Source organism: Stenotrophomonas maltophilia group sp. P373 (assembly GCF_053295075.1).
In genome coordinates this window covers 1,445,091-1,469,419 of record NZ_CM129994.1, presented here as the reverse complement: position 1 = coordinate 1,469,419, position 24,329 = coordinate 1,445,091, and the positions used below count along the sequence as shown (strand labels likewise).

The 24,329-nt window shown below is 66.6% G+C and carries 19 protein-coding genes and 3 tRNA genes; 10 read left to right on the top strand and 12 right to left on the bottom strand.

Annotated features, from left to right (window positions below; all coding sequences use genetic code 11):
• Positions 1-112 precede the first annotated feature (112 nt).
• Together ACSYHF_RS06720 and ACSYHF_RS06715 are read right to left on the bottom strand one after the other, a co-directional pair.
• Positions 113-1,522, bottom strand: coding sequence for an ATP-binding protein (locus tag ACSYHF_RS06720; RefSeq protein ID WP_329916149.1), 1,410 nt, complete (start codon positions 1,520-1,522; stop codon positions 113-115).
• Positions 1,523-1,528: 6 nt separating this feature from the next.
• Positions 1,529-2,257: a response regulator gene (locus ACSYHF_RS06715; protein ID WP_005415886.1), complete on the bottom strand. Its 729-nt coding sequence runs from the start codon at positions 2,255-2,257 to the stop codon at positions 1,529-1,531.
• Positions 2,258-2,461: 204 nt separating this feature from the next.
• Between ACSYHF_RS06715 and ACSYHF_RS06710 the strand changes: the two genes are divergently transcribed.
• From ACSYHF_RS06710 to ACSYHF_RS06700, 3 genes are read left to right on the top strand one after another with little or no spacing between them, the layout of a single operon-like run.
• Entirely contained in the window at positions 2,462-3,703 is a 1,242-nt protein-coding gene (locus ACSYHF_RS06710) for an efflux RND transporter periplasmic adaptor subunit (RefSeq protein WP_032954055.1), read from the top strand.
• On the top strand, positions 3,700-5,658 hold the full coding sequence (locus ACSYHF_RS06705; protein ID WP_447576194.1) for a MacB family efflux pump subunit: 1,959 nt from the start codon (positions 3,700-3,702) through the stop codon (positions 5,656-5,658). Before ACSYHF_RS06710 ends, ACSYHF_RS06705 begins: the two co-directional genes overlap by 4 nt.
• The gene (locus tag ACSYHF_RS06700) at positions 5,655-7,094 is read left to right on the top strand and encodes an efflux transporter outer membrane subunit (protein ID WP_111127053.1); all 1,440 of its coding nucleotides are present in this window, start codon (positions 5,655-5,657) and stop codon (positions 7,092-7,094) included. The genes ACSYHF_RS06705 and ACSYHF_RS06700 overlap by 4 nt, the downstream gene beginning before the upstream one ends.
• Positions 7,095-7,226: 132 nt before the next feature.
• On the opposite strand, the gene rlmB is transcribed toward ACSYHF_RS06700, so the two are convergent.
• The 3 genes from rlmB to rnr form a co-directional block, all read right to left on the bottom strand.
• Positions 7,227-7,970 carry a 23S rRNA (guanosine(2251)-2'-O)-methyltransferase RlmB gene (gene rlmB, locus ACSYHF_RS06695; RefSeq protein WP_447576193.1) on the bottom strand — a complete coding sequence of 248 codons (744 nt, stop codon included), beginning with the start codon at positions 7,968-7,970 and terminating at the stop codon, positions 7,227-7,229.
• A gap of 148 nt (positions 7,971-8,118) precedes the next feature.
• Complete coding sequence (locus ACSYHF_RS06690; protein ID WP_005415882.1) at positions 8,119-8,601, bottom strand: GFA family protein; 483 nt, start codon at positions 8,599-8,601, stop codon at positions 8,119-8,121.
• Between the two features lie 123 nt (positions 8,602-8,724).
• The gene (gene rnr / locus ACSYHF_RS06685; RefSeq protein WP_329845664.1) at positions 8,725-11,190 is read right to left on the bottom strand and encodes a ribonuclease R; all 2,466 of its coding nucleotides are present in this window, start codon (positions 11,188-11,190) and stop codon (positions 8,725-8,727) included.
• Positions 11,191-11,318: 128 nt separating this feature from the next.
• On the opposite strand from rnr, the gene ACSYHF_RS06680 reads away from it, so the two are divergent.
• Together ACSYHF_RS06680 and ACSYHF_RS06675 are read left to right on the top strand one after the other, a co-directional pair.
• Positions 11,319-11,403: transfer RNA gene (locus ACSYHF_RS06680), tRNA-Leu, on the top strand.
• A 161-nt stretch (positions 11,404-11,564) separates the two neighbouring features.
• Positions 11,565-11,649 (top strand) — tRNA-Leu (locus ACSYHF_RS06675).
• Positions 11,650-11,705: 56 nt separating this feature from the next.
• On the opposite strand, the gene ACSYHF_RS06670 is transcribed toward ACSYHF_RS06675, so the two are convergent.
• Positions 11,706-12,452 carry a sulfite exporter TauE/SafE family protein gene (locus ACSYHF_RS06670; RefSeq protein ID WP_005415880.1) on the bottom strand — a complete coding sequence of 249 codons (747 nt, stop codon included), beginning with the start codon at positions 12,450-12,452 and terminating at the stop codon, positions 11,706-11,708.
• 100 nt (positions 12,453-12,552) lie between these two features.
• Between ACSYHF_RS06670 and ACSYHF_RS06665 the strand changes: the two genes are divergently transcribed.
• Together ACSYHF_RS06665 and ACSYHF_RS06660 are read left to right on the top strand one after the other, a co-directional pair.
• Positions 12,553-13,452, top strand: a complete 900-nt coding sequence (locus ACSYHF_RS06665; RefSeq protein WP_447576192.1) for a LysR family transcriptional regulator — start codon at positions 12,553-12,555, stop codon at positions 13,450-13,452.
• A 50-nt stretch (positions 13,453-13,502) separates the two neighbouring features.
• Positions 13,503-13,587, top strand: a tRNA-Leu gene (locus ACSYHF_RS06660).
• 135 nt (positions 13,588-13,722) lie between these two features.
• Here ACSYHF_RS06660 and emrB read toward each other — a convergent pair.
• From emrB to emrR, 4 genes are read right to left on the bottom strand one after another with little or no spacing between them, the layout of a single operon-like run.
• Positions 13,723-15,312 (bottom strand): multidrug efflux MFS transporter permease subunit EmrB, encoded by a 1,590-nt coding sequence (emrB, locus tag ACSYHF_RS06655; RefSeq protein ID WP_065186080.1) that lies wholly within the window; start codon positions 15,310-15,312, stop codon positions 13,723-13,725.
• Between the two features lie 7 nt (positions 15,313-15,319).
• A complete protein-coding gene (gene emrA / locus ACSYHF_RS06650) occupies positions 15,320-16,501 on the bottom strand; it encodes a multidrug efflux MFS transporter periplasmic adaptor subunit EmrA (protein ID WP_005415877.1) in 1,182 nt (393 codons plus the stop codon).
• An 11-nt stretch (positions 16,502-16,512) separates the two neighbouring features.
• Positions 16,513-18,006, bottom strand: coding sequence for a multidrug efflux transporter outer membrane subunit EmrC (emrC, locus tag ACSYHF_RS06645; RefSeq protein ID WP_329916144.1), 1,494 nt, complete (start codon positions 18,004-18,006; stop codon positions 16,513-16,515).
• On the bottom strand, positions 18,003-18,446 hold the full coding sequence (gene emrR / locus ACSYHF_RS06640) for a multidrug efflux system transcriptional regulator EmrR (RefSeq protein WP_005415875.1): 444 nt from the start codon (positions 18,444-18,446) through the stop codon (positions 18,003-18,005). Before emrR ends, emrC begins: the two co-directional genes overlap by 4 nt.
• Before the next feature lie 172 nt (positions 18,447-18,618).
• Between emrR and ACSYHF_RS06635 the strand changes: the two genes are divergently transcribed.
• The 3 genes from ACSYHF_RS06635 to ACSYHF_RS06625 all read left to right on the top strand — a co-directional run bounded on the left by ACSYHF_RS06635 (position 18,619) and on the right by ACSYHF_RS06625 (position 22,468).
• Entirely contained in the window at positions 18,619-19,500 is an 882-nt protein-coding gene (locus tag ACSYHF_RS06635) for a helix-turn-helix domain-containing protein (protein ID WP_447576191.1), read from the top strand.
• Positions 19,501-19,559: 59 nt separating this feature from the next.
• The gene (gene parC / locus ACSYHF_RS06630; protein WP_005415873.1) at positions 19,560-21,803 is read left to right on the top strand and encodes a DNA topoisomerase IV subunit A; all 2,244 of its coding nucleotides are present in this window, start codon (positions 19,560-19,562) and stop codon (positions 21,801-21,803) included.
• 215 nt (positions 21,804-22,018) lie between these two features.
• On the top strand, positions 22,019-22,468 hold the full coding sequence (locus ACSYHF_RS06625; RefSeq protein WP_049412190.1) for a hypothetical protein: 450 nt from the start codon (positions 22,019-22,021) through the stop codon (positions 22,466-22,468).
• 232 nt (positions 22,469-22,700) lie between these two features.
• On the opposite strand, the gene ACSYHF_RS06620 is transcribed toward ACSYHF_RS06625, so the two are convergent.
• Positions 22,701-23,645 carry an IS481-like element ISStma12 family transposase gene (locus ACSYHF_RS06620; protein ID WP_053497396.1) on the bottom strand — a complete coding sequence of 315 codons (945 nt, stop codon included), beginning with the start codon at positions 23,643-23,645 and terminating at the stop codon, positions 22,701-22,703.
• A 148-nt stretch (positions 23,646-23,793) separates the two neighbouring features.
• Positions 23,794-24,282: a bacterioferritin gene (bfr, locus tag ACSYHF_RS06615; RefSeq protein WP_072166798.1), complete on the bottom strand. Its 489-nt coding sequence runs from the start codon at positions 24,280-24,282 to the stop codon at positions 23,794-23,796.
• Positions 24,283-24,329 lie beyond the last annotated feature (47 nt).

Genomic DNA, 24,329 nt, shown 5'->3' with positions numbered 1-24,329 from the left:
CGTGCAATGGCATGCCGGCAGGAACGGGCTGGCTCATCGGGGGGAGACTGGGGAGATGCGCAGATGATAGGCCAAACCCCGGCCCCAGCGTCACCGTCCGCAGCGCGCCGACTCAGCCGGCGCGGCCGGGCGCCACCACCTGGGCACTGTCAGGCCACTGCACCACCGCCTCCAGGCCACCTTCGGCCCGGTTGCGCAGCCACAACCGGGCGCCGTCCTTCTCGGCCAGGGCGCGCGCGATGGTCAGGCCCAGGCCGGCCCCGCCGGTTTCGCGCGAACGCGAGGTCTCCACCCGCACGAACGGATCGAACACCGCCTCCAGCTGCTCTTCGGCCAGGCCCGGGCCGTCATCGGCCACCACCACGGTAATCGCACCGCCGCTGCGCTCAACCCGCACCCGTGCCCGCTGCGCGTACATCACCGCGTTGTCCACCAGGTTGGAGAACAGCCGGTGCATGGCCAACGGACGCAACATCAGCACCGAACCACTGCCCCCTTCGAAGACCACATCACCGCCGCCTTCGGCGGCGTCCTCGACAATGCTCTCCAGCAGCGAATCCAGGTCCAGTGCGGCGCGCTGCTCGGCACTCTCGGCGCTGCGCGCCAGTTCCAGGCCCTCGCGCACCAGCGCCTGCATCGCCGCCAGGTCGCCGATCAGGCGCTCACGCAGGGCCTCGTCGCTGACATTCTCCAGGCGCAGGCGCAGCCGTGTCAGCGGCGTCTGCAGGTCGTGGGTGATCGCCGCCAGCATCTGCGTGCGTTCGGCCAGGTGCCGCTGCAGGCGGTGCTGCATGGCGTTGAAGGCTTCGGCGGCACGCTGCACTTCGCGCGGCCCGCGCAGTGGCAACGGGTCGCGCTGCAGGTCATCGCCAAGGTCTTCTGCGGCTGCGGCCAGTTCCTGCAGCGGCGCGCTGGCCATGCGCGCGACGATATAGGCCAGCACGGCAATCGCCAGCACCAGCAGGGTCAGGAACCATGGGTCCACGGCGAGGATGCCGTTGTGCGCCACCGCCGGCGAGTCCAGCGCCAGCTTCAGCAGCGTGCCGTCGTTGAGGGTCACGTCCACCGCGCGGCATTTGGGCGGGATGAACGCGGGGTCGCGTTCGCGCGGCGGCCGCCGGTGGCCCGGCGGCGGCGGCGGCAGCAGCTCCTGCAGTTTGGGAATGCAGGAGCGGAACGAAGCGAAGTGCACGTGCGCGCGCGACACCGGCCCGGGGCGGTCTTCCAGCACTTCCATCAGCGCCGTGTCGGCACGCCCCAGGCGTGCGCCCGGCTGCAGCGCGCGCACGCTCGGCCCGCCGATCGCCAGCAGGCGCTCGCGCAGCTCCGGATTGCCGTCCAGCAGGTTGACGTAGCCCTGCAGGCGGTCGGCGATGCGGTTCAGGTTCTGCCGCTCGAACTCCTGCTGGCGCTTGGAGGTGGCCAGCATGGTCGCGCCGATCGCAGCCACCGCCATGCCCAGCAGCAGGATCACGAACAACCGCCCGACCATCGAGGACAGGAAATGGCGCAGGCGCGTCATCGCGGTTTATTCCAGGTTGACCGACGAGGCCAGCACGTAGCCTTCGTTGCGCACGGTCTTGATCAGTCCATCCGGGCCACCATCGTCGCCCAGCTTGTTGCGCAGGCGGCTGACCTGCAGGTCGATCGCTCGGTCCTGAGCCTCGTAGTTGCGGCCACTGCTGAGCGCGACCAGCTGCTCGCGCGACAGCACCTTGTTGGCGTGGGCGATGAACACCCGCAGCAGGCGGAACTCGGCGCCGGACAGCACCACCACGCGGCCATCCGGATCGACCAGGTGGCGATGCTCGAGGTCGAATACCCAGCGCGAGAAACGCGCGCGGCGTACCGCCAGTGGTTCCAGGTTGGCCGGCAGCGCCTCGGTCCGGCGCAGCACGTTGCGGATGCGCGCCAGCAGCTCGCGCGGCTCGAACGGCTTGGCCAGGTAGTCGTCGGCGCCCATTTCCAGGCCCAGCACGCGGTCGATCGGCTCGGCGCGCGCGGTCAGCATGATCACCGGCGTGTTCGAACGTGCACGCAGGTCACGGCACAGGGTCAGACCATCCTCGCGCGGCAGGTTGAGGTCCAGCACGATCAGGTCCACGTGCTCGCGGTCCAGCAGTTGGCGCATGGCGGTGCCATCGGCCGCAGTGCTCACCTGGTAGCCGGCGCGGCCGAGCTGCTCGGCCAGCAGCGTGCGGATGTCGTTGTCGTCGTCGACGATCAGCAGTCGATGCATCGGGTTTTCAGTCTCCATGTCGCGATCATCCCGTGTCGGCAGCTGAACCGCATCCGGGGCAATGCGTACCAGTGTATCCACCCGCGGGCGGGATACCTGTGGTTACGCCTGTTCACCGACAGTGTTACATACAGACATACCCCGAGGATTGAGCCGTCCATCGCCCGGTCTTCACAATGCCCACCAACGCCGCCCTCGCGGCCTCGAGAGTGAAGCCACGACGTGACGTTCCGCCTGCTGCCAGCGACCCGCCGGAGTCGCCTGATGCTGATCGCCCTGCTCGCCCTGATCGTCGCCGCGACCGCCTGGTGGCTGCTGCGCAAGCCCGCCGCCCCGGCGGTGGCAACGTCGCCGGTCAGCCGCGGTGACATCGAACAAACGGTGGATGCCACCGGCGTGATCGACGCCTACAAGCTGGTCAGCGTCGGCGCGCAGGCCTCGGGCCAGATCAAATCGCTGAAGGTACAGCTGGGCGACACCGTGAAGGAAGGCGACCTGATCGCCGAGATCGATGCCACCACCCAGCAGAACCAGGTGCTCAACGCGCAGGCCTCGCTGGACCAGGTCACCGCCCAGCGCGCGGTGCAGCAAGCCACCCTGCGCCAGGCCGAACTGGAGTTCGCGCGCCAGCAGCAGATGCTGGCCGCCGAAGCCACCTCGCGCCAGGAATACGATGCCGCAGAAGCACAGCTGAAGACCGCCCGCGCCCAGCTGCAGTCCTACGAGGCGCAGATCAAGGGCCGCGAAACCGAGCTGGGCACCGCCCGCGCCAACCTGGCCTACACCCGCATCACCGCGCCGATGGACGGCACCGTGGTCGCGGTGGTGGCCGAGGAAGGCCGTACCGTGAACGCCAACCAGACCGCACCGACCATCGTCATGCTGGCGCGGCTGGACGTGGTCACCGTCAATGCCGAGATCTCCGAGGCCGACGTGGTCAAGATCAAGCCCGGCATGCCGGTGTACTTCACCACCCTGGGCGACCCGGACCGCAAGTATCACGCCACGCTGCGCCAGATCAATCCGGCGCCGGCCTCGATCGCCAACGAGAATTCGTCCAGCTCCAGCAGCTCCTCCAGCTCCAGCTCCAGTAGCGCGGTCTACTACAACGCGCTGTTTGATGTGGAAAACCCGGACGGCACGCTGCGTATCGACATGACCGCGCAGGTCTCGGTACTGCTCAAGCAGGCCAAGGGCGTGCTGATGGTGCCGGCGGTGGCACTGGGACCGAAGCGCCGTGGCGATGAGCGGATGGTGCGGGTGCTGGACGAGAAGGGCCAGCCGCAGCCGCGCAAGGTCACCGTCGGCATCAACAACGGCGCCTCGGCCGAGATCCTGTCCGGCTTGAAGGAAGGCGAGCGCGTGGTGGTCGGCGAAGCCGGTGCGGCCGGTGCCAGCGCCGGCGGCGGCAACCGCGGCGGCATGCAGATGCGGGTCGGCGGCCCGGGCATGGGGCGCCGATGAGCACGACGGCGCCGCTGCTGCGGCTGCGCGACCTGCGACGTGAATTCCCGGCCGGCGACGATGTGATCGCCGTGCTGCGCGACGTCCATCTCGACATCCACGCCGGCGAGATGGTCGCCATCGTCGGCCAGTCCGGCTCGGGCAAGTCGACGCTGATGAACATCCTCGGCTGCCTCGACCGTCCCACCCGCGGCAGCTACCAGGTGGCCGGCCGCGAAACCGGAAAGATGGAGCCGGACGAACTGGCCGAACTGCGCCGCGAGCATTTTGGTTTCATCTTCCAGCGCTACCACCTGCTCGGCGACCTCGACGCGCGCGGCAACGTGGAAGTGCCGGCGGTGTATGCCGGCAGTCCCGGCCCGGTGCGCAACGCGCGTGCCGAGCAACTGCTGCAGCGGCTGGGCCTGGGCGACCGCATGCATCACAAGCCAGGCCAGCTTTCCGGCGGCCAGCAGCAGCGCGTGTCGATCGCACGCGCCCTGATGAACGGCGGCGAGGTGATCCTGGCCGACGAACCCACCGGCGCGCTCGATACGAAATCCGGTGAGGAAGTGATGGCGATCCTCGGCGAACTGCATGCCGAAGGCCACACCATCATCATCGTCACCCACGACATGAGCGTGGCCCAGCACGCACAGCGCATCATCGAGATCCGCGATGGCGAGATCATTGCCGACCGCGCCAATCCGGATGCGCCGAGTTACCGCGCCCAGCGCGAAGCCAGTACCGGCGTCGCCCACGGCAACAGCTGGCGGGCGGCCCGCGACCGCTTCACCGAAGCGTTCCGGATGGCGCTGCTGGCGATGAACGCCCATCGCCTGCGCACCTTCCTGACCATGCTCGGCATCATCATCGGCATCGCCTCGGTGGTCTCGGTGGTGGCGCTGGGCAATGGCTCGCAGCAGCAGATCCTGCAGAACATCAGCGCGCTCGGCACCAACACCATCGACGTTTATCCCGGCCGTGGTTTCGGCGACATGCGCTCGGCCCGGGTGCAGACGCTCAAGGCCAGCGATGCCGATGCACTGGCAAAGCAGAGCTATGTGGACAGCGCCACCCCCAGCGTATCGACCTCGGTCACCGCGCGTTATCGCAACCAGTCGTCGACCGCCCAGGTCAGCGGCGTCGGCGAGCAGTTCTTCCGGGTCAAGGGGGTAACCCTGCTCAGCGGCAGCTTCTTTGATGCCGATGCCGTGAGGGGCCTCGGCCAGGTAGCGGTGATCGACGAAAACACCCAGACCCAGTTCTTCCCCGATGTCGACCCGGTCGGCCAGGTGATCCTGCTCGGCAACGTGCCGGCACGCGTGGTCGGCGTGGCCAAGCGCCAGAGTTTCGGTTTCGGTGGCAGCACCAGCCTCAGCGTCTGGGTGCCCTACACCACGGTGATGTCGCGCATGCTCGGCCAGAGCCATGTCTCCAGCATCACCGTGCGCGTGGACGACAACACACCGATGGATGCCGCTCAGGAAGCGATCACCCGCCTGCTGACGATGCGCCACGGCACCGAGGATTTCTTCCTCAGCAACAGCGCGGAGATCCGCGACACCATCGAGCAGACCACGCGCACGATGACCCTGCTGATCGGTGCCATCGCCGCCATCGCGCTGCTGGTCGGCGGCATCGGCGTGATGAACATCATGCTGGTGTCGGTGACCGAGCGCACCCGAGAGATCGGGGTGCGCATGGCCGTCGGTGCACGACAAAGTGATATCCGCCAGCAGTTCCTGATCGAAGCGGTGCTGGTTTGCCTGCTCGGTGGCGTGCTCGGCATCGGCCTGGCCCTGCTGCTGGGCTCGATGATCGGCCGCTTCGCCAGCGACTTCCAGGTGCTGTTCTCCACCGCCTCGATCATTACCGCCTTCGCCTGCTCGACCCTGATCGGCGTGGCGTTCGGCTTCCTGCCCGCGCGCAATGCCGCGCAGCTTGACCCGGTGGAGGCCCTGTCACGCGAATGAAGATGATGACCCGACTGCCCTTCCCTGCCCCTTCGCGCCGGCTGCTGGCGGGTGCCGTTCTGCTCGCCCTGTCTGGCTGCGCCTCTGTCGGCCGCTATCCGGTGGCCGATCCCGATGTGGCGGCCCAGTATGGGCGTGGCGATGCCACCCTCAACGCACCGGCCGACGACCCGCGCAGCAGCCTGGACACACCGGGCCACGACATCCGCCAGGACACCTGGTGGACCGGCTTCGGCGATGAACGCCTGGACCGCCTGGTGGCGCAGGCGCTGGCCGCCAACAGCGACCTGGCCGCCGCCGGCCTGGCCGTGCAGCGTTCGCGCCTGCAGGCCGGCCTGGCCAGCAACGCGCTGTGGCCGCAGCCTTCATCATCGGGCGTCAGCGGCAATGCCAGCCGCGCCACCGACCAGGCCGACGAATGGCGCCGCAGCTACTCCACCGGCATTTCGCTCGGCTGGGAGGTCGATCTGTGGGGACGCCTGCGGACCCAGCGCGACATCGCCCGCTGGGAAGCCGAAGCCAGCGAGGAAGACCGGCAGAATACCGCCCTGCTGGTGATCAGCGACACCATCACCCAGTACTGGAACCTGGCCTACCTGAACCAGTCGATCGCCACCGGCCAGGCCAACCTGGAGCGGCTGGAGCGCACCCGCGAACTGGTGCAGGCCCGCTTCGACGCCGGTGCGGTATCGCGCCTGGAAGTACGCCAGGCGCTGCAGAACCTGCAATCGCAGCGCGCCTCGCAGAGCGCGCTGGAACAGCAGCGGGTGGAGGTGCGCAACGCACTGACCGTGCTGCTGGACGGCACGCCCTGGCCCCAGCAGGACGAACCTCAGGACCTGCTGGGCGCACGCAGCCCGCGCATTGTCGAGGGGCTGCCGGCCGACCTGCTCGGCCGCCGCCCCGACCTGCGTGCGGCAGAACTCCGCCTGCGCAACAGCCTGAAGACCATCAAGGTCACCGCCACCCAGTACTACCCGGCGCTGAGCCTGACCGGCAGCCTCGGTTCCAGTGCGGCCTCGCTGGGCGATGTACTGCGCAATCCGGTGGCCACGCTGGGTGCCGGCCTTTCGCTGCCATTCCTCAACCTGCAGCGCGCGCAGCTGGATACCGATATCGCCGGCACCAGCTATCAGATCGCCGCGACCAATTTCCGCAAGACGCTGTACACCGCGCTCTCGGAAGTGGACAACGCCCTGTCCGCGCGCGAGCAGCTGGCGCGCCAGGTCGCTGCCTCGCAGGCTTCGTACGAGGAAGCGGTGGAAGTGGAGCGCGCGCAGGAAGTGCGTTATCGCGTGGGTGCTACCGATCTGCGCACCTGGCTGGAAGCGCAGCAGACCCGGCGCGATGCAGAGCTGTCGCTGGCGCGCGTGCGCCAGGGCCAGCTGAACAACGACGTGACCCTGTTCAAGGCACTGGGTGGCAGCGCGGGCTGAGGCGGCAAGAGCGCCAACCAAGGTTGGCGACTACCGGTAGGTGCCGACCTTGGTCGACACGGCACATGGAAAAGGGGGCGGATCCCTCGCCTGCGGAGAGGGATCTGACCCCGATCACGTCGCGCCGGCGGATCAACCGCGCTGGCGCACGGCTTCGAACAGGCTGACGCCGGCAGCGACGGAGACATTCAGGCTCTCGATCTCGCCCGGCATCGGGATCTTGACCAGGCCATCGCAGTTCTCGCGGGTCAGGCGGCGCAGGCCATCGGCCTCACCGCCCAGCACCAGCGCGATGTTGCCCTTCAGGTCCAGCTGGTACAGCGACGCGGTGGCCTCACCGGCCAGACCGTAGATCCACACGCCCTGCTTCTGCAGGTCCTTCAGGCAACGCGACAGGTTGGTTACCGCCACCACCGGGATGAGGTCGGCGGCGCCGGCCGAGGTCTTGCGCACGGTGGCGTTGACCGTGGCCGACTTGTCCTTGGGGATGATCACTGCAGTCGCACCGGCCGCAGCGGCCGAGCGCAGGCAGGCGCCCAGGTTGTGCGGGTCCTGCACCTCGTCCAGCACCAGCAGCAGCGCCTTGCCCTCGGCCGCAGTGACCAGGCCTTCCAGCTCGTTCTCGCTGTAGGTGCGGGCGGCGGCATAGCGCGCGGCCACGCCCTGGTGGCGCACCGAGCCGCCCACACCGTCCAGCGCCTGGCTGTTCACCTTGCGCACTTCGATGCCCTTGCGGCGGGCGTTTTCCTCGATCTCGGTCAGGCGCGGGTTCTTCGCTCCGGCCTCGACCAGCACTTCGCGGACGTTCTCGGCGTCGTTCTCGATGGAGGAGGCGACGGCGTTGACGCCGACGATCCACTGGCTGTTCTTGCTCATGCGGGCGGGGACCGGAAAGGGGGTGGCTATGGTAGAGCATCGGCGGTCCGGGCGCTGCCGCGCCCCGCCTCCCTGTACAGCCGAGCCTGCGCTCGGCTGTCCTGGGTTCAGCCTGCGGCGACAGCGTGGAGATGGCGCTACAGGTGCGTCACCGGCTGCGCGGTGGCCAGTGCGGCGTGTCGTGGTCGGGGTGCTGGTGGGACACGATCGTGGCCAGGAAGTCCAGGGCCGCGATGTCCTCCTCGGTACGCCGTACGGGCAGGCTGGCCAGGCCGTCGACGAAGGGCAGCTTGCGCTCGACCCCGTACTGGATCGTCGGAGGCAGGCGTTCGGCTTCGTCGAACGCGCCGGCAGCCACCGCCACGCCATCGGGCGCTTCGTAGGTCAATGGCGTGCCGCAGTCGGCGCAGAAGCCACGCCGCACCACGTTGGACGACTGGAAATAGCGCGGCTGGCCGCGGGTCCAGCTGAACTGCACGCCGCGCACCGACACCAAGGGCGCGTAGAAGGCACCAAAGGCCTTCTGGCACATCCGGCAATGGCAGATCGAGCTGTCGGTCAGCGCACCACGCACGTGGAAGCGGATCGCGCCGCACTGGCAGCCGCCGCTGTATTCGGGTTGGCCTTGCATTGCTGCTTTCCTCCGGAAGATCGTGTCGACCAAGGTCGACACCTACCTGACGAGCGGTGCGTGCCAACCAACGGTTGGCACCTACCGGGTGAGGTGGGTGCCGACCGTTGGTCGGCACGCCTTTCAATATTGCTTCTTGGTGCGCTTGGCCGGCTTGCCCCGCTCAGGCAGCGGCGGCAGGCCGTCACCCTCGTCCTCGCCCTTGTGTTCGACCAGCCGGAAGTCGATCTTCCGCTCTTCCATGCTGGCCTTCAGCACCAGGATGCGCACGCGGTCGCCCAGCCGGTAGCTGCCGCCGCGGCGCTCGCCGGTCAGCGTCTTGCGGGTCGCGTCGAACTTGTAATAGTCCTGCGGCAGCTGGGTCACGTGGACCAGGCCCTGCACCTTCGACTCGTCCAGTTCCACGAACAGGCCGAAGCTGGTCACGCCGCTGATCACGCCGTCGAACTGGCCGCCCACGTGCTTTTCCATCCACGCCGCGCGGTAACGCTCGTCGACCTCGCGCTCGGCCTCGTCGGCACGGCGCTCACGCTCGGAACACTGCAGCGCCAGCGCGGCCATCTCGCGGGCGTTGTAGGTGAACTTGTCCAGCGGCTTGCCGGACAGCGCATGCTTGATCGCGCGGTGCACCAGCAGGTCGGGATAGCGACGGATCGGCGAGGTGAAGTGCGCGTAGGCCTCCAGCGCCAAGCCGAAGTGGCCGTGGTTCTCCGGGCTGTAGATCGCCAGACTCTGGCTGCGCAGCAACACCGACTCCAGCAGCGTCGCATCGGGGCGGTCGCGGATCTTCTTCAGCAGCTTGGTGTAGTCACCCGGGCGCACCTTCGACCACGGCGGCAGGCTCAGCTTGAACTCCTTGAGGAATTCCAGCAGGTCGGCGTACTTGGTTTCCGGCGGCTTCTCGTGGATGCGGTACGGCGCCGGCACGTGGCGCGACAGCAGGTATTTCGCCGCCTCCACGTTGGCCGCGATCATGCATTCCTCGATCAGCTTGTGCGCGTCGTTGCGCACCAGCATGCCAGCCTGGGTGACTTCACCGCGATTGTCCAGCACGAAGCGCACTTCGCTGCTTTCGAATTCGATGGCACCGCGCTTGGCGCGTGCCTTGGACAGCACCTTGTACAGCTGGTGCAGGCGCTGCACCTGCGGCAGCAGGTCGCCCATCCAGGCCTTGGTATCGGCATCGTCCTCGCCGACCGCCTTCCACACCTGGGTGTAGGTCAGGCGCGCGTGCGAATTCATCACCGCCTCGTAGAAGCGCGAATGCGTGACCAGGCCATCGCGGTCGATCTGCATGTCGCAGACGAAGCACATGCGGTCGACTTTCGGCATCAGCGAGCAGATGCCGTTGGACAGCGTCTCCGGCAGCATCGGCACCACGAAGCCCGGGAAGTACACCGAAGTCGCACGCTTCTGCGCTTCCTCGTCCAGCGGCGTACCGGGGCGCACGTAGTTGGAGACATCGGCAATGGCCACCACCAGGCGGAAGCCATCGGCATTCGGCTCGCAGTACACCGCGTCGTCGAAGTCCTTGGCATCCTCACCGTCGATGGTGACCAGCGGCGTGCTGCGCAGGTCGACACGGTCGCCGATCATCGCCGGCTCAACCACCAGCGGCACCGATGCGGCTTCGTCCAGCACCTCCTGCGGGAACTCGAACGGCAGCTCGTGGCCGTGGATGGCGGTCTCCACCACCAGCGACGCGGTCAGCTTGTCGCCCAGCACGGCGATGATGCGGCCGATCGGCGGGCGGCGGCTGTCCGGGGCCTGGGTCAGTTCGCAGACCACCAGCTGGCCGTCGCGCGCGCCACCGGTCTGGTCCGGCGGCACCTGCACGTTGCGCTGCACGCGCTTGTCATCGGGCACCACGTAGTTGATGCCCATCTCGATGCTGAAGCGGCCGATCAGGCGGGTCATGCCGCGTTCGAGCACGCGCGCAATGCTGCCCTCGCGACGGCCCCGGTGATCGATGCCGGTCACGCGGGCGAGCACCTTGTCGCCGTGCATCACCTTGCGCATTTCATACGGCGGCAGGAACAGGTCGTCGCCGCCCTCGACCGGACGCAGGAAACCGAACCCTTCCGGGTTGGCGATCACCACGCCGGTGACCAGGTTCAACGTCTGGATCGGGGCGAAACCGCCGCGGCGGTTCTGCACCAGCTGGCCATCACGGACCATGGCACCGAGCCGGCGCGACAGCGCCTCGGCCCGATCCGGTGCGGTCAGGCCCAGGCGTGCACCAAGTTCCTCGGCGGTCTGCGGCCCTTCGCAACGCTCCAGCAGGGCCAGGATGGCCTCGCGGCTGGCGATGGGCTGTTCGTATTTCTCGGCTTCGCGGGCGGCGTAGGGATCGTCGATCACCTTGCCGGTCGGCGGCAGCTTGCGGCCCGGGGCCGGGCCGGGCGCTGCCGCATCAGCGGTGCGGACCTTGCGGCCGCGTGGCGGCGCACCGCCTTCATTCAATTCTGGGAACCAGCCCGGCAACGGCTTGCCCGGCTTGGTGGTGCGGGCTGCGCCCGCCTTCGGGCCCTTCTTCGGGGCTTGGCTGCGGGACTTGCTCCCGCCCTTGCTTGGTTTTTTGGTAGTCATCGCCCTACATGGTAGCCGTTGACGGCGTGCAGAACGGGTCAGCGCCCGCCTTGGAGGCGTTGGATGAAATAATTTCAGGAAGTCGTTGACAGCTCCCGGATTCATCTTCACAATTGCGCCTCTGGAACGCCCAGGTGGCGGAATTGGTAGACGCACTAGTTTCAGGTACTAGCGGGTAAAACCGTGGAGGTTCGAGTCCTCTCCTGGGCACCAACGAAAAAACTCCTCGCTTCGGCGGGGATTTTTTTTGCCTGCGATCCGGCGCTCTGGCTCTGGGGTCAGAGCCCCTTTCGCAAGCGAAACGGGATCCGACCCCGGCGCTGCAAAAGGTGTTGACACCCCCATAACGACACCCCATAATCTCGCTCCTCGACGCCCAGGTGGCGGAATTGGTAGACGCACTAGTTTCAGGTACTAGCGGGTAAAACCGTGGAGGTTCGAGTCCTCTCCTGGGCACCACGTCGAGAATGAGAAAGACCCGCGAAAGCGGGTTTTTTCATGCCCGGAATTTGGCATCAGAACAATGGCCGCAGCACCAGTTCCAGGCCGAGCAGCAGCAGGAAGCCAAGGAAGCACGCCCGAAACACCCGTGCGCTGATGCGCTGCCGGATCACCTGCCCCAGCCACATGCCCAGCAGTGCCGGCACCACCGCCAGTGCACTCAAGCCCAGCTGCTGGATGCCGAACGCACCGTGCAGCACCAGGCCCGTGGTCAGTGCAATCGTCGATACGGTGAACGCCAGCCCGAGCGCCTGCACCAGTTCTTGGCGCTGCAACCCCAGTGATTGCAGGTACGGCACCGCCGGCATCACGAACACGCCGGTGGCGCCGGTCACCACACCGGACAGCGCGCCCACCAGCGGCCCCAGCCAGCGCTCGCGCCGCTGCGGCACGCGGAACACCGGCGCAAGCAACGCATAGGCGGCATAGACCATCAGGGCCACGCCCAACGCAACGCGCGACCCGCTGCGATCGACCCGTACCAGCAGCGCTGCCGAACCCAGCGTCACCACCACCACGGCCAGCATCATCGGCCACAGGCGCCGCACGATGGGGCCCAGCGCTGGCCCGGACAACAGCTGCCACACATTGGTGACGAAGGTCGGAATGAACAGCATCGACGCTGCTGCCACCGGCGACAGCGTACTGCCCAGCACCCCCATCGCCACCGTCGGCAACCCCATGCCGGTCACCCCCTTGACCACGCCGGCCAATACGAACACCAGCACCAGCAGCACGTAGAAGTACATCGATTCATCCATGCCTTCATTGGATCGGGCGGAGCAACGGCGCACAATGCGGTCTTTCCGGCCCTGCCTTCGGCTGATCCGAAGGCGGTGGCCCTGCGATGAGGGCACCCACATGCGGATGGACATCGCCGACCTGCGCCTGTTCCTGGCAATCGCCGAGGCCGGGAGCATCACTGCCGGCGCAACGCAGGCGAACCTGGCCCTGGGTTCGGCCAGCGAGCGCCTGCGCACGATCGAAGCCGATGCCGGCACCCTGCTGTTGAACCGGCATCCACGTGGCGTCAGCCTGACTGAAGCCGGCGCCGCCCTCGCCCACCATGCACGCCTGATCCTGCAACAGCAGGCGCAGCTGCGCGGCGAACTGCAGGCATTCGCGCAGGGGGCGCGCGGCACCCTGCATCTGTATGCCAACACCGCAGCACTGACCAACTACCTGCCCTCGCGGCTCGCACCGTGGTTGGCCGAACGACCCCGCCTGCACGTCGAACTGCTGGAACGCACCAGCCCCGAAGTCGTGCGTGCAATCAGCGCTGGCCAGGCCGAGGCCGGCATCATCAGTGATGCAGTCGACGCCACCGGCCTGCAGCAGCATGTGGTGGCCGAAGATCCACTGGTGATGCTGCTGCCTGCCGATCACCGCTTCGCATCGCGGCGCAGCTTGGCCTTCACCGATGTTGCCGGCGAGACCTTCGTTGCCCTGGCCGATGGCAATGCACTGCAGACCTACATCGAAGACCAGGCGCGCGACATCGGTCGCCGACTGGACGTGCGCATCCGCATGAAGACCTTCGAGGGCGTCTGCATCATGGTCGGCCACGGCATCGGTGTCGGTATCGTGCCGCGTACCATTGCGCGCCAGCATCGGCGCAGCACGCATACCGTGGCGGTGCCGCTTGCAGATGCGTGGGCGCAACGCCGCCTGTGCGCCTGTTTCGCCGAGTGGGCGCAGCTGTCACCGGCGATGCGCAGCCTGCTGCACCACCTGGGCGTGCAAGCGCAGAAAATAGTGTGAAATGTTGTTGACACACTCTCTGCCGTGCCGCACAATTCATCTCCTGAGTCGCCCAGGTGGCGGAATTGGTAGACGCACTAGTTTCAGGTACTAGCGGGTAAAACCGTGGAGGTTCGAGTCCTCTCCTGGGCACCACGACTCAAGATGATCAAACCCGCGAAAGCGGGTTTTTTCGTTTCCGGAGGCTGGGTGGCACGCGATGACGTGGATCCACCAGACAGAAACCCCGCCTTGCGGCGGGGTTTTGTGCGTTTCAACGCCAATGGTCGATCAATGCCCACCGCCCGCGGACGCCGCACCTGCGCCTGCGCCGAACGGCGGCTTGGCCAGCCAAAGGAAGGTGATGATCGCCAGGAAGATCCAGCCCAGCAGGAAGAAGATGTCGTTGAAACCCATCTGCGATGCCTGGTGGTTGATCATGTTGTTCAGTACCGCCGCGCCATGTTGCAGGTCGCCCTGCCCCATTGCAGTGACCTGCTCCTGCATGCCCGGCTGATAGGCCGAGATGTGCTCGGTCAGATCGGCATGGTGCACCTGGGTACGCCGCGCCCACAGCCACGTCGTCAGCGAGGCCGCGAAGCTGCCGCCCAGCGTGCGCAGGAACGTCGCCAGGCCGGAGCCCGCCGCGATCTCGCGCCCATCCAGGTCCGACAGCAGGATCTGCAGCACCGGCATGAAGAACAGCGCCACGCCAATGCCCATGATCAGCTGCACGCCGGCCACGTGCATGTAGTCCACCTGCAGGTTGAAGTTCGAGCGCAGGAAGCTGGTCATCGACAGCACGATGAACGCCACGGTGGCCAGCATGCGCATATCGAAGCGCGACGCATACTTGCCCACGAACGGCGTCATGATCACCGGCAGGATGCCGATCGGTGCGGTCGCCAGGCCTGCCCAGATCGCGGTATAGCCCATGTCACGCTGCAGCCACTGCGGAATCAGCAACGCCACGCTGAAGAACGCCGCATAGGCCACCACCATCGCCAGCGTGCCGGCACGGAAGTTGCGGTGCCGGAACAGCTTCAGGTCGACGATCGGATCCTTGTCGGTCAGTTCCCAGATCAGGAACACCGTCAGCGTCACCACCGCCACGCAGGCCAGCACCACGATCTTCATCGACGAGAACCAGTCCTCGTCGTTGCCCAGGTCGAGCACCAGCTGCAGCGCGCCGACACCGATCACCAGCGTGATCAGGCCGACGTAGTCCATCTTCGGCTTCTCGATCTGCTCCGGGCGTCCCTTCAGCTGGTTGCCCACCACCAGCGCGGCGAAGATGCCCAGTGGCACGTTGATCAGGAAGATCCATTCCCAGCTGTAGTTGTCGGTGATCCAGCCACCGAGGATCGGGCCGCAGATCGGCGCCACCACCGTGATCATCGCCAGCAGCGCCAATGCCTGTCCGCGTTTCTCGCGCGGGTAGATCGAGACCAGCAGCGACTGTGTGATCGGGTACATCGGACCGGCCACGAAACCCTGCAGCGCACGCGACACCACCAGCATGCCCATGCTCTGCGCAAGGCCGCACAACAGCGAGGTGATGACGAAGGCCAGCGTGGCCCAGACGAACAGTTTGCGTTCGCCGAAACGGCGGCTGAGCCAGCCGGTCAGCGGCAGCGCGATGGCCGTGCTGACCGCGAACGAGGTGATGACCCAGGTCGCCTGCTGCGAACTGGCACCGAGGTTGCCGGCGATGGTCGGCAGCGAGACGTTGGCGATGGTGGTGTCGAGCACCTGCATGAACGACGCCATCGCCAGGCCGACGGTGCACAGGGCGACGCTGGGGGGCAGGAACCCGGAGGCTGCAGCCGGCGCCGCCGGTGCGCCCGGAGCGCCGGGCGCGGCTGGAGCTTGTGCGGACATGGCGACCTCAGCCCACCTTCGCCTGTTGCTGCGGCAGGTTGCCCTGGATGATCGTGTGGATCACCTCGTCGGCATCATGCAGCTGCTTGGCATACACGTCGGTGTCGAACACCGTGCCCTTGGCCGGGATGCTCGGCAGCACTTCGCCCTTCTGGTCGCGCAGGCTCACTTCGGCCTTCATCGACAGGCCGATGCGCAGCGGGTGCTCGGCCAGCTGCTTGGCATCGATGGCGATGCGCACCGGTACGCGCTGCACGATCTTGATCCAGTTGCCGCTGGCGTTCTGCGCCGGCAGCAGCGAGAACGCCGAGCCGGTGCCCAGGCCCAGGCTCTGGATGCGACCCTTGTACTTCACGTCGCCGGCGTACAGGTCCGACTTCAGCTCCACTTCCTGGCCCAGGCGCATGTGGCGCAGCTGGGTTTCCTTGAAGTTGGCCTCGACCCACATCTGCTCGGTCGGCACCACGGCCATCAGGGCATTGCCCGGCTGCACGCGCTGGCCGACCTGCACCGAACGACGGGCGACGTAGCCGGAGACCGGCGCAACGATGCCGGCGCGGGCATTGTTGAGGAAGGCCTGGCGCAGCTGCGCAGCGGCGGCCTGCACATCCGGCTGGGTGGCGATCACGGTGTCGTCGACCAGCGCGCGGTTGCGCTCGACGGTCTCGCGTGAACCGGCCACGGCGGCTTCGGCCGCGGCCAGCTCGTCGCGGGCATGGGCCAGTTCTTCGTTGGAGATGGCGCCGGTGGCGGCCAGGTCCTTGCGGCGGGCGTAGTCTTCGCGCACGCGCTTCAGGGTCACCTGGCGGGCGTTCAGGTCCGCCTGCGCGCCTTCCACGCTGCGGTACAGACCGCGGGTCTGGCGCACGGTCTTGGCCAGGTTGGCTTCGGCCTGCTGCAGCGCCACTGCGGTGTCGGACGGGTCCAGCTGCACCAGCAGCTGGCCGCGCTCCACGCGCATGCCGTCATCGGCATTGATGGCGACCACGGTGCCGGCCACCAGCGGGGTGATCTGCACCTGGTTGCCCTGCACGTAGGCATCGTCGGTCTCTTCGAACCAACGGCCGAACATGAAGTACCACAGCGCCAAAGCGGCAAGCAGCAGCACGACGATCACGAACAGGCCGCGCAGCAGGTTGCCGCGGCGGTTGGGGGCGGCCGGGGCCGCGGTGTCTTGGGTCTGGCTCATGTCGGAGATCTTCAGGAATGCGAGGAATCGGAATGGGAGGCGATCGGTGCGCGGTCGGCGTCAGTGGGTTGGAAACCACCGCCCAGCGCCTTGCTCAGGCGCACCGAGGACTGCACCTGCTGCGACTGCAGGCCGGCCAGCTGCTGCTGCGACTGCAGCAGGGTGGACTGCGCGGTCAGCACGTCCAGGTAGCTGCCGATGCCGGCACGGTAGCGCTGCTGGGCCAGGTCGAAGGCAGCGCGTGCGGTGTCCACCGCCTGCTGCTGCGACTGCGCCTGCTGTGCCAGCGAGCGCACCGCGTTGACCTGGTCGGCCACATCACGCAGCGCATCGAGCACGGTCTGGTTGTAGTTGGCCACCGCCAGGTCGTACTGCGCATCGGTATTGGCCAGGTTGGCGCGCAGCTTGCCGCCCTCGAAGATCGGCAGGCTCAGCGCCGGGCCGATATAGGCAAAGGTGGAGCTGCTCTTCAGCAGGTCGCCCACATTCGGGGCGACCACGCCGGCCAGCGCGGTCAGGTTGAAGCTCGGGTAGAACTTGGTCTTGGCAACCTTGATCTGCTTGTCGGCCGCTTCAACGCGCCAGCGTGCGGCGACGATGTCGGGGCGGCGGCCAAGCAGCTCGCTGGGCAGCACGCCCGGCAGCTGCAGTGCCACCGGATTCAGCGGCCGCGGGCGCTGGATCGACAGGCCACGGTCCGGGCCCTTGCCGACCAGCGCGGCCAGCGCGGTGCGGGCGGCGTCGATACGCTGCTGGGCGGCCTGCACCTGCTGCTGCGCGGCCGGCACACGGGCCTCGGCCTGGCGCACCTGCAGATCACTGTCGATGCCGGCGCTGCGGCGCTGGCGGGTCAGTTCAAGTGACTTCTGCGAACGGGTCAGCTCTTCCTCGGCCACGTCGTTGAGCTGCCACGCGTAGGCCAGGTCGGCATAGGCCTGGGTGATGCCAGTGGACAGGTTCAGGCGTGCAGCCTGCGCTTCAACGGTGGCGGCGTGCGCACCGTCCACGGCGGCTTCCCAGGCGGCGCGCTTGCCGCCCCACAGGTCCACGCCATAACTGAAGTCGAAGGCGACCTGGCTGCTGCCGCCGTAACGGCCACCCATCTCGCTGCCGACCATCGATTCGGGCAGGCGCAGGCCGGTGTAGCCACCGGACACCGACAGGCTCGGCAGTTCGTCGGCACGTGCGGTGCCGACCTGGGCCTGGGCCTGGCGCAGGCGGGCATCGGCGGCGTCAAGGCTCGGGTGGCCGGCCAGGCCCTCGGCGACCAGCGCGTCCAACTGCGCATCACCCAGTGCCTTCCACCAGTCCTGCGCCGGGAAGCCGGTGGCGCTCAGGTCGGTGTCGGCCAGGGTGCGTTCGCTGTGCAGGCTGTCCAGGTCAAGCACGTGGTCCTGCGGGTTGAGGCCACGACTGCTGGCGCAGGCGGCCAGGGCCAGGGCCAGCGCTGACACCAGCAGCGCGCGCCCGGACCGGCGGAAAGTGGAATGCGGGATCGGGTTCATGGGGTCGTCAGTGAATCGCGGATTCGGGTAAGGAGGGACAGCAGCAGCGTGCGCTCGTCGGCGGAAAGGTCACGCAGGGCGTAATCCATCACCGCGTCGCCACGCAGCTTCAAGCGTGCCCACAGCGCGCGGCCTTCGTCGGTCAGCACGATCTGCAATGCCCGCCGGTCCTGCGCATGCGGTTCGCGGCGGACACAGCCCAGCGCTTCGAGCTTGTCCAGCAGCCGGGTCACCGCGCTGGGCACCTGATCGATGGCTTGGGCCAGTTCGTTGGCGGTGCACGGCGCCATGTTCGAAAGCACCTTCAACCCGATGTAGTGGGTGAAGCCGATGCCCAGATCTTCTTCAGCCATGGACGCGTCGAGTTGGCGGACCAGGCCGTCGCGCACCTGGCGCAGCAGCAGGCCGAAGCTGGGGGGAGTGGTTGCAGGACAGATCATGGGGGAGCATTCTCTTCCAAAAAAAATATTTCTCAATGGAAATAGTTGATCTGGCATCGAATGCTGTGTTGCAGCAGTGGGCTGGATCAGTGAAGGCGCCTACCTTAATGACCTGGCCAGGTGGCCCGGTAGTACAATCTAGCCAATGGATGACACATTTCAGCCAGCAGACATGATGAACAAGGCAGAAATCCCCGCTCCCAAACGCCTGCTCAGGGACGAGGCACTGGACTGGTTCGAGCGCAACGACGGTCCCCCGGTGGTCGGTTTCCGTTTCGACAGCCCGCAAGGGCTGGTCCGTGAAGTGGATTGGCATCATCACCAGCGCGCGCAGCTGATCTGCGTCGAGCGCGGCCTGCTGACCACCCGTACCTCGCACGGCACCTGGTCGCTGGCGCCGGGCTCGGCCGGCTGGATGCCACCGCTGGAGCCGCACACGGTCACCCTCGACGGCCCCCTGCGTGGCTGGGGCATGGCGCTGGCGGCTCCGGTCTGCGCCACCCTGCCCTCCGATCCCTGCGTGCTGGGCCTGTCCAAGCTGGCGCAGGCGCTCGCCGAGCGCATCTGTGACTGGCCACCGGGCTACGACACCACCTCCGAACGCCAGCACATCATCGAGGTGCTGGTGGACGAGATCCGCACAGCGCCACGCCAGCGCATGCACCTGCCGATGCCGCATGACCGGCGCCTGCTGAAGATCGCCTCGCAGCTGCTGGCCGACCCGTCCGACGAACGCAGCCTGGCCGAATGGGCGCACTGGGCCGGCCTGTCACCGCGCAGCCTGACCCGCCACTTCCGCGACGAGACCACGCTCAGCTTCGCCCAGTGGCGGCAGCAGGCCCGGCTCTTCGAAGCCCTGCGCCAGTTGACCGATGGCCGCAGCGTCGCCGACATCGCCCACGCAATGGGCTTCAGCAGCGCCAGCGCCTTCGTCACCGTGTTCCGCCGCCACTTCGGGCTGCCACCGGGGCGCTACCTGGCGCGGGCCGGCCACGGCCTGGAAACCGGGCTGGACCCTGCGCGCGGCTTGGCATCCCCCGCCGCATCCGGATAATCACAGGATTGCGAGCGGCGACCGCCGTCGCCGCCTCCCGACATAGGTAACAACGCCGCATGACCGAACTTGCCCGCCCCGTGTTCCACGGATTCGAACAACTGCCGCTGCGCGAGTACGCCGAACGCGCCTACCTCGACTACTCGATGTACGTGGTCCTGGACCGTGCCCTGCCGTTCATCGGCGACGGCCTGAAGCCGGTGCAGCGCCGCATCATCTATTCGATGAGCGAGCTGGGCCTGAATGCCGCGTCCAAGCCGAAGAAGTCCGCGCGCACCGTCGGCGACGTCATCGGTAAATACCACCCGCACGGCGACAGCGCGTGCTACGAGGCGCTGGTGCTGATGGCGCAGCCGTTCTCGTACCGCTACCCGCTGATCGAGGGCCAGGGCAACTTCGGCTCCAGCGACGACCCGAAGTCGTTCGCGGCGATGCGATACACCGAATCCAAGCTGACCCCGATCGCCGAAGTGCTGCTGGGCGAACTGGGCCAGGGCACCACCGACTGGGCACCGAACTTCGACGGCACCCTGCAGGAGCCGACCTGGATGCCGGCGCGGCTGCCGCACCTGCTGCTCAACGGCACCACCGGCATCGCCGTGGGCATGGCCACCGACGTGCCGCCGCACAATCTCAACGAGATCGTCAGCGCGCTGCTGCACCTGCTGGACAACCCCGACGCCACCGTGCGCGACCTGTGCGAACACGTGCAGGGCCCGGACTACCCGTCCAGCGCCGAGATCATCACCGCGGCCAATGACCTGCGCAACATCTACGAGACCGGCAACGGCAGCGTGCGTGCACGCGCGACTTTCACCAAGGAAGCCAGCAACATCGTGATCACGGCGCTGCCGTTCCAGGTGTCGCCGTCGAAGGTGATCGAGCAGATCGCCGCACAGATGCGCGCCAAGAAGCTGCCGTGGCTGGAAGACATCCGCGATGAATCCGACCACGCCAACCCGGTGCGCGTGGTGCTGGTGCCGCGTTCGAACAGGGTCGACGCCGACCAGCTGATGGGCCACCTGTTCGCCACTACGGACCTGGAGCGCAGCTACCGCGTCAACCTCAACGTGATCGGGCTGGACGGCCGTCCGCAGGTGAAGAACCTGAAGACGCTGCTCAGCGAATGGCTGACCTTCCGCAGCAACACCGTCACCCGCCGCCTGCAGCACCGCCTGCAGAAGGTCGAGCGCCGCCTGCACCTGCTGGAAGGCCTGCTGGTCGCCTTCCTCAACCTGGACGAGGTGATCCACATCATCCGTACCGAGGACGAACCGAAGGCGGCGCTGATCGCGCGCTTCGGACTGTCCGAGGAACAGGCCGAGTACATCCTGGAAACCAAGCTGAAGCAGCTGGCCCGCCTGGAAGAGATGAAGATCCGCGGCGAGCAGGAAGAGCTGGCCAAGGAGCGCGAGAAGATCCTCGGCATCCTCGACAGCAAAGCCAAGCTGAAGAAGCTGATCCGCGATGAACTGACCGCCGACGCCAGGAAGTTCGGCGACGCACGCCGTTCGCCGCTGGTGCAGCGCCAGGCGGCGCAGGCCATCGACGAGACCGAGCTGGTGCCGAGCGAACCGATGACCGTGGTGCTGTCGGAGAAGGGCTGGATCCGTGCCGCCAAGGGCCACGACGTCGATGCATCTGCCCTGTCCTACCGTGAAGGCGACGGACTGCAGGGCGCGGTGCGCGCACGCAGCACCCAGCAGGTCGCGTTCCTCGACAGCGAGGGCCGCGCCTACTCGACGCCGGTGCACACCCTGCCCTCCGCGCGCGGCAATGGTGAACCGCTGACCGGCCGCTTCTCGCCGGCACCGGGCACCAGCTTCGTGACCCTGGCCAGCGCCGAGCCGGACACCCGCTTCGTGCTCGCCTCCAGCCACGGTTATGGCTTCGTCACCCGCTTCGAGAACCTGATCGGCCGCAACAAGGCCGGCAAGGCGATGCTGAACCTGTCTGCAGGTTCGTCGGTGCTGACCCCGTCGGCAGTGGCCAACGTCGCCACCGACCGCATCGTGGCAGTGACCAGCTCCGGCAACCTGCTGGCGATCGCCGCCAACGACCTGCCGGAACTGGACAAGGGCAAGGGCAACAAGATCATCGAGATCCCGAAGGCCAAGCTCGCCACCGAACGCGTGGTCGCCATCGTGGCGATCAGCCCGGGGCAGACCCTGCAGGTCCGCGCCGGCCAGCGCACGATGGGGCTGAAGTTCAACGAGCTCGACGCCTACCTCGGCGCCCGCGCCACACGCGGCCACCTGCTGCCGCGCGGCTGGCAGAAGGTGGAAGGGTTGTCGGTGGAGTGAGGAGCACCGGGGTCGGATCCCTTTCCACCGGAAAGGGCTCTGACCCCGGACACCGCCCCTGGTAGGTGTCAACCTTGGTTGACACGCCCTTGCGGGTAGACGCCAACTTGGATTGGCGTCAGTCGACGAACAAGGCATAAGCGACAATTGCTGACCAGTTGCACGCAAATAGCCGGGGAAATCCCGGCTATTTGCGTTTTTTGGATCACAATCAAATGATTGATGCCAACACAAACCACCAGATGATTCCTTCAACCATTCACGTTCAGGGCCTTGGCGAACTGCACATCGTTGGGGATCGCGATACCGGCTGGTTCGCCCAAGGACACCTGCCTGCCGGGGACGGCACTTTCTTCTCGATCCAGATGTCAGAAGACGGTCAGCTGATGGCTGGAGTCGGCTTCGTGATGGAACAGCTCTCTAAACTCCCAGTGCTGCAACAGTACGCATTGGATCATCTCGCCGCACACTTCCCAGTCGAAGCTTCATCAGGGGAAGGCCCTCTGGCCTCTGAGCCAGAGATTACGTTCTGGGAGCTGGAAAGGTGGTCGATGCTCTTTGCAGAGGGACGGCTACCCATCTGCTACCCCTACGGAGTTCTGGTCGACTTCATTGGACTGACTCCCGTGGGATACCAGGATCTCTCCGATGCAGAGGAGATATGAAACCCCGTCTCTGACTTGAATCTCCGTCGTCGTGCCATGCATCCCGAGCGAGGGGTCAGAGCCGTTTTCGTCGAAAACGGATCTGACCCCGGACACGAAAAAGCCGGGGATTCCCCGGCTTTTTCGTTGTCGGCTGGCGGGCGGTGGAGCAGCTGGCGGGCGAAGGCTGGCTGGCGGTGCTCCGGTGCTGGCGGGCGACAGAACGCTGTGCTTCGTCTGGTAGAGCTGACTGTTAGTTGTGTAAACCCACCACGTTGTTCAGCGGGATTCTGGAAATAGGCGGCTGGCTGCCGATCCCCATGTGGGGTCGGTGCCAGTTGTAGTGATGCAGCCATTCAGGTAGCACGGCATCGCGTTGCTCTGACGAAGCGTACTCGCAGGCGTAGGCCCATTCGCGCAAGCTGGTCTGGATGAAGCGCTCGGCCTTGCCGTTGGTTCGCGGGGTGTAGGGCTTGGTCCGATAGTGCTTCATGCCCAACGAGGCGACGAGTCGAGCGAAGACGCCGGAGCGATAGCAGGCGCCGTTGTCAGTCAGGACACGCTGGAAGGTGACCCCCAGCGTCTTGTAGTACGCCAAAGCGGCCAGCAGCGCTTGGCAGGCCGTTGGGCCCTTCTCATCGGTGTGAACGCTGCTGAAGGCGACTCGGGAGTGGTCATCAATGGCCACATGGACATAGCCCCAGCCACCGCCGCCAGCATTGCCACGCCGATTCGGATCGACCCGGTGTCCGGGCCGGTGGAAGTTGCCGAGTTTCTTGATATCCAAGTGCAGCAAGCCGCCCGGGCTGTCGTACTCATACCGGACCGCCTTCTTCGGTGGGTCCAGAAGGCACAGGCGATTGAGTCCTCGTCGGCGCATCAGTCGTGAAATGGTGCTGTGAGCCACACCCAGTGCCTTGGAAATGGTCAGGTAGGTTTGCCGTTGACGTCGACGCTGGACGATCTGCTCTACCAGTGCCTCGGGGGTGCCATGGGGGCTGCGGCTGGGCCGAGAGCTGCGGTTCTGCAGCCCAATCAGGCCCTCGGCTCGATATCGGGCCAGCCACTTGTAAGCCGTGCGTACACTCACCCCGCAAGCCTGGGCGGCCTCTTCTGGCCGAAGGCCTTGCTCAGTGATGCGGCGGACAAGAAGTTCTCGACTAAACGGCGTCAAACGGGCATTTTTATGATGGTTCATCCGGGCTCTTTGGGGACTGGATAGGTGTGGTAACCACCATTTTCCAAAGATGCCCCGGATGAACAACCTACCGAGAGATCACAGTTAGTCGGCTGCCCTTTGGAGAGCGGCCGACTAACAGTCGGCCCTACCGGATCGGGGTGCCCGCTCAGTGCGCCGGGGCGCCGGTGCCGTCGATCTTGCTCAGCTGGTACAGCTCCAGGCCGATGCGCTTGATCAGGCCCAGCTGCTGTTCCAGCCACCAGGCGTGGTCTTCTTCGGTGTCCTTCAGCTGCGCCAGCAGGATGTCGCGGCTCACGTAGTCGCCCTTCTCCTCGCACAGCTTCATGCCGGCGGCGAGATTGTTCCGAACGGCGTATTCAGTGTCGAGATCCTTCTGCAGCATCTCTTCGACGGTTTTGCCCGGCTCGGTGGCATGCGGGCGCATGTCCGGGTCGCCGCCCAGGAACAGGATCCGGCGCAGCAGCGCATCGGCGTGCTGGGTTTCCTCTTCCATCTCGTGGTTCAGGCGTTCGTAAAGTGCGAACAGGCCCTGATCCTCGTAGCGGCGGGAATGGATGAAGTACTGGTCGCGGGCAGCGAGCTCGCCACGCAGCAGTTCCTTCAGGCAGGCGATGACGTCCGGGTTGCCTTTCATGGGGGGCTCCTGTGAATCGATATGGCATAGGGTGCCGCATTTCAGAA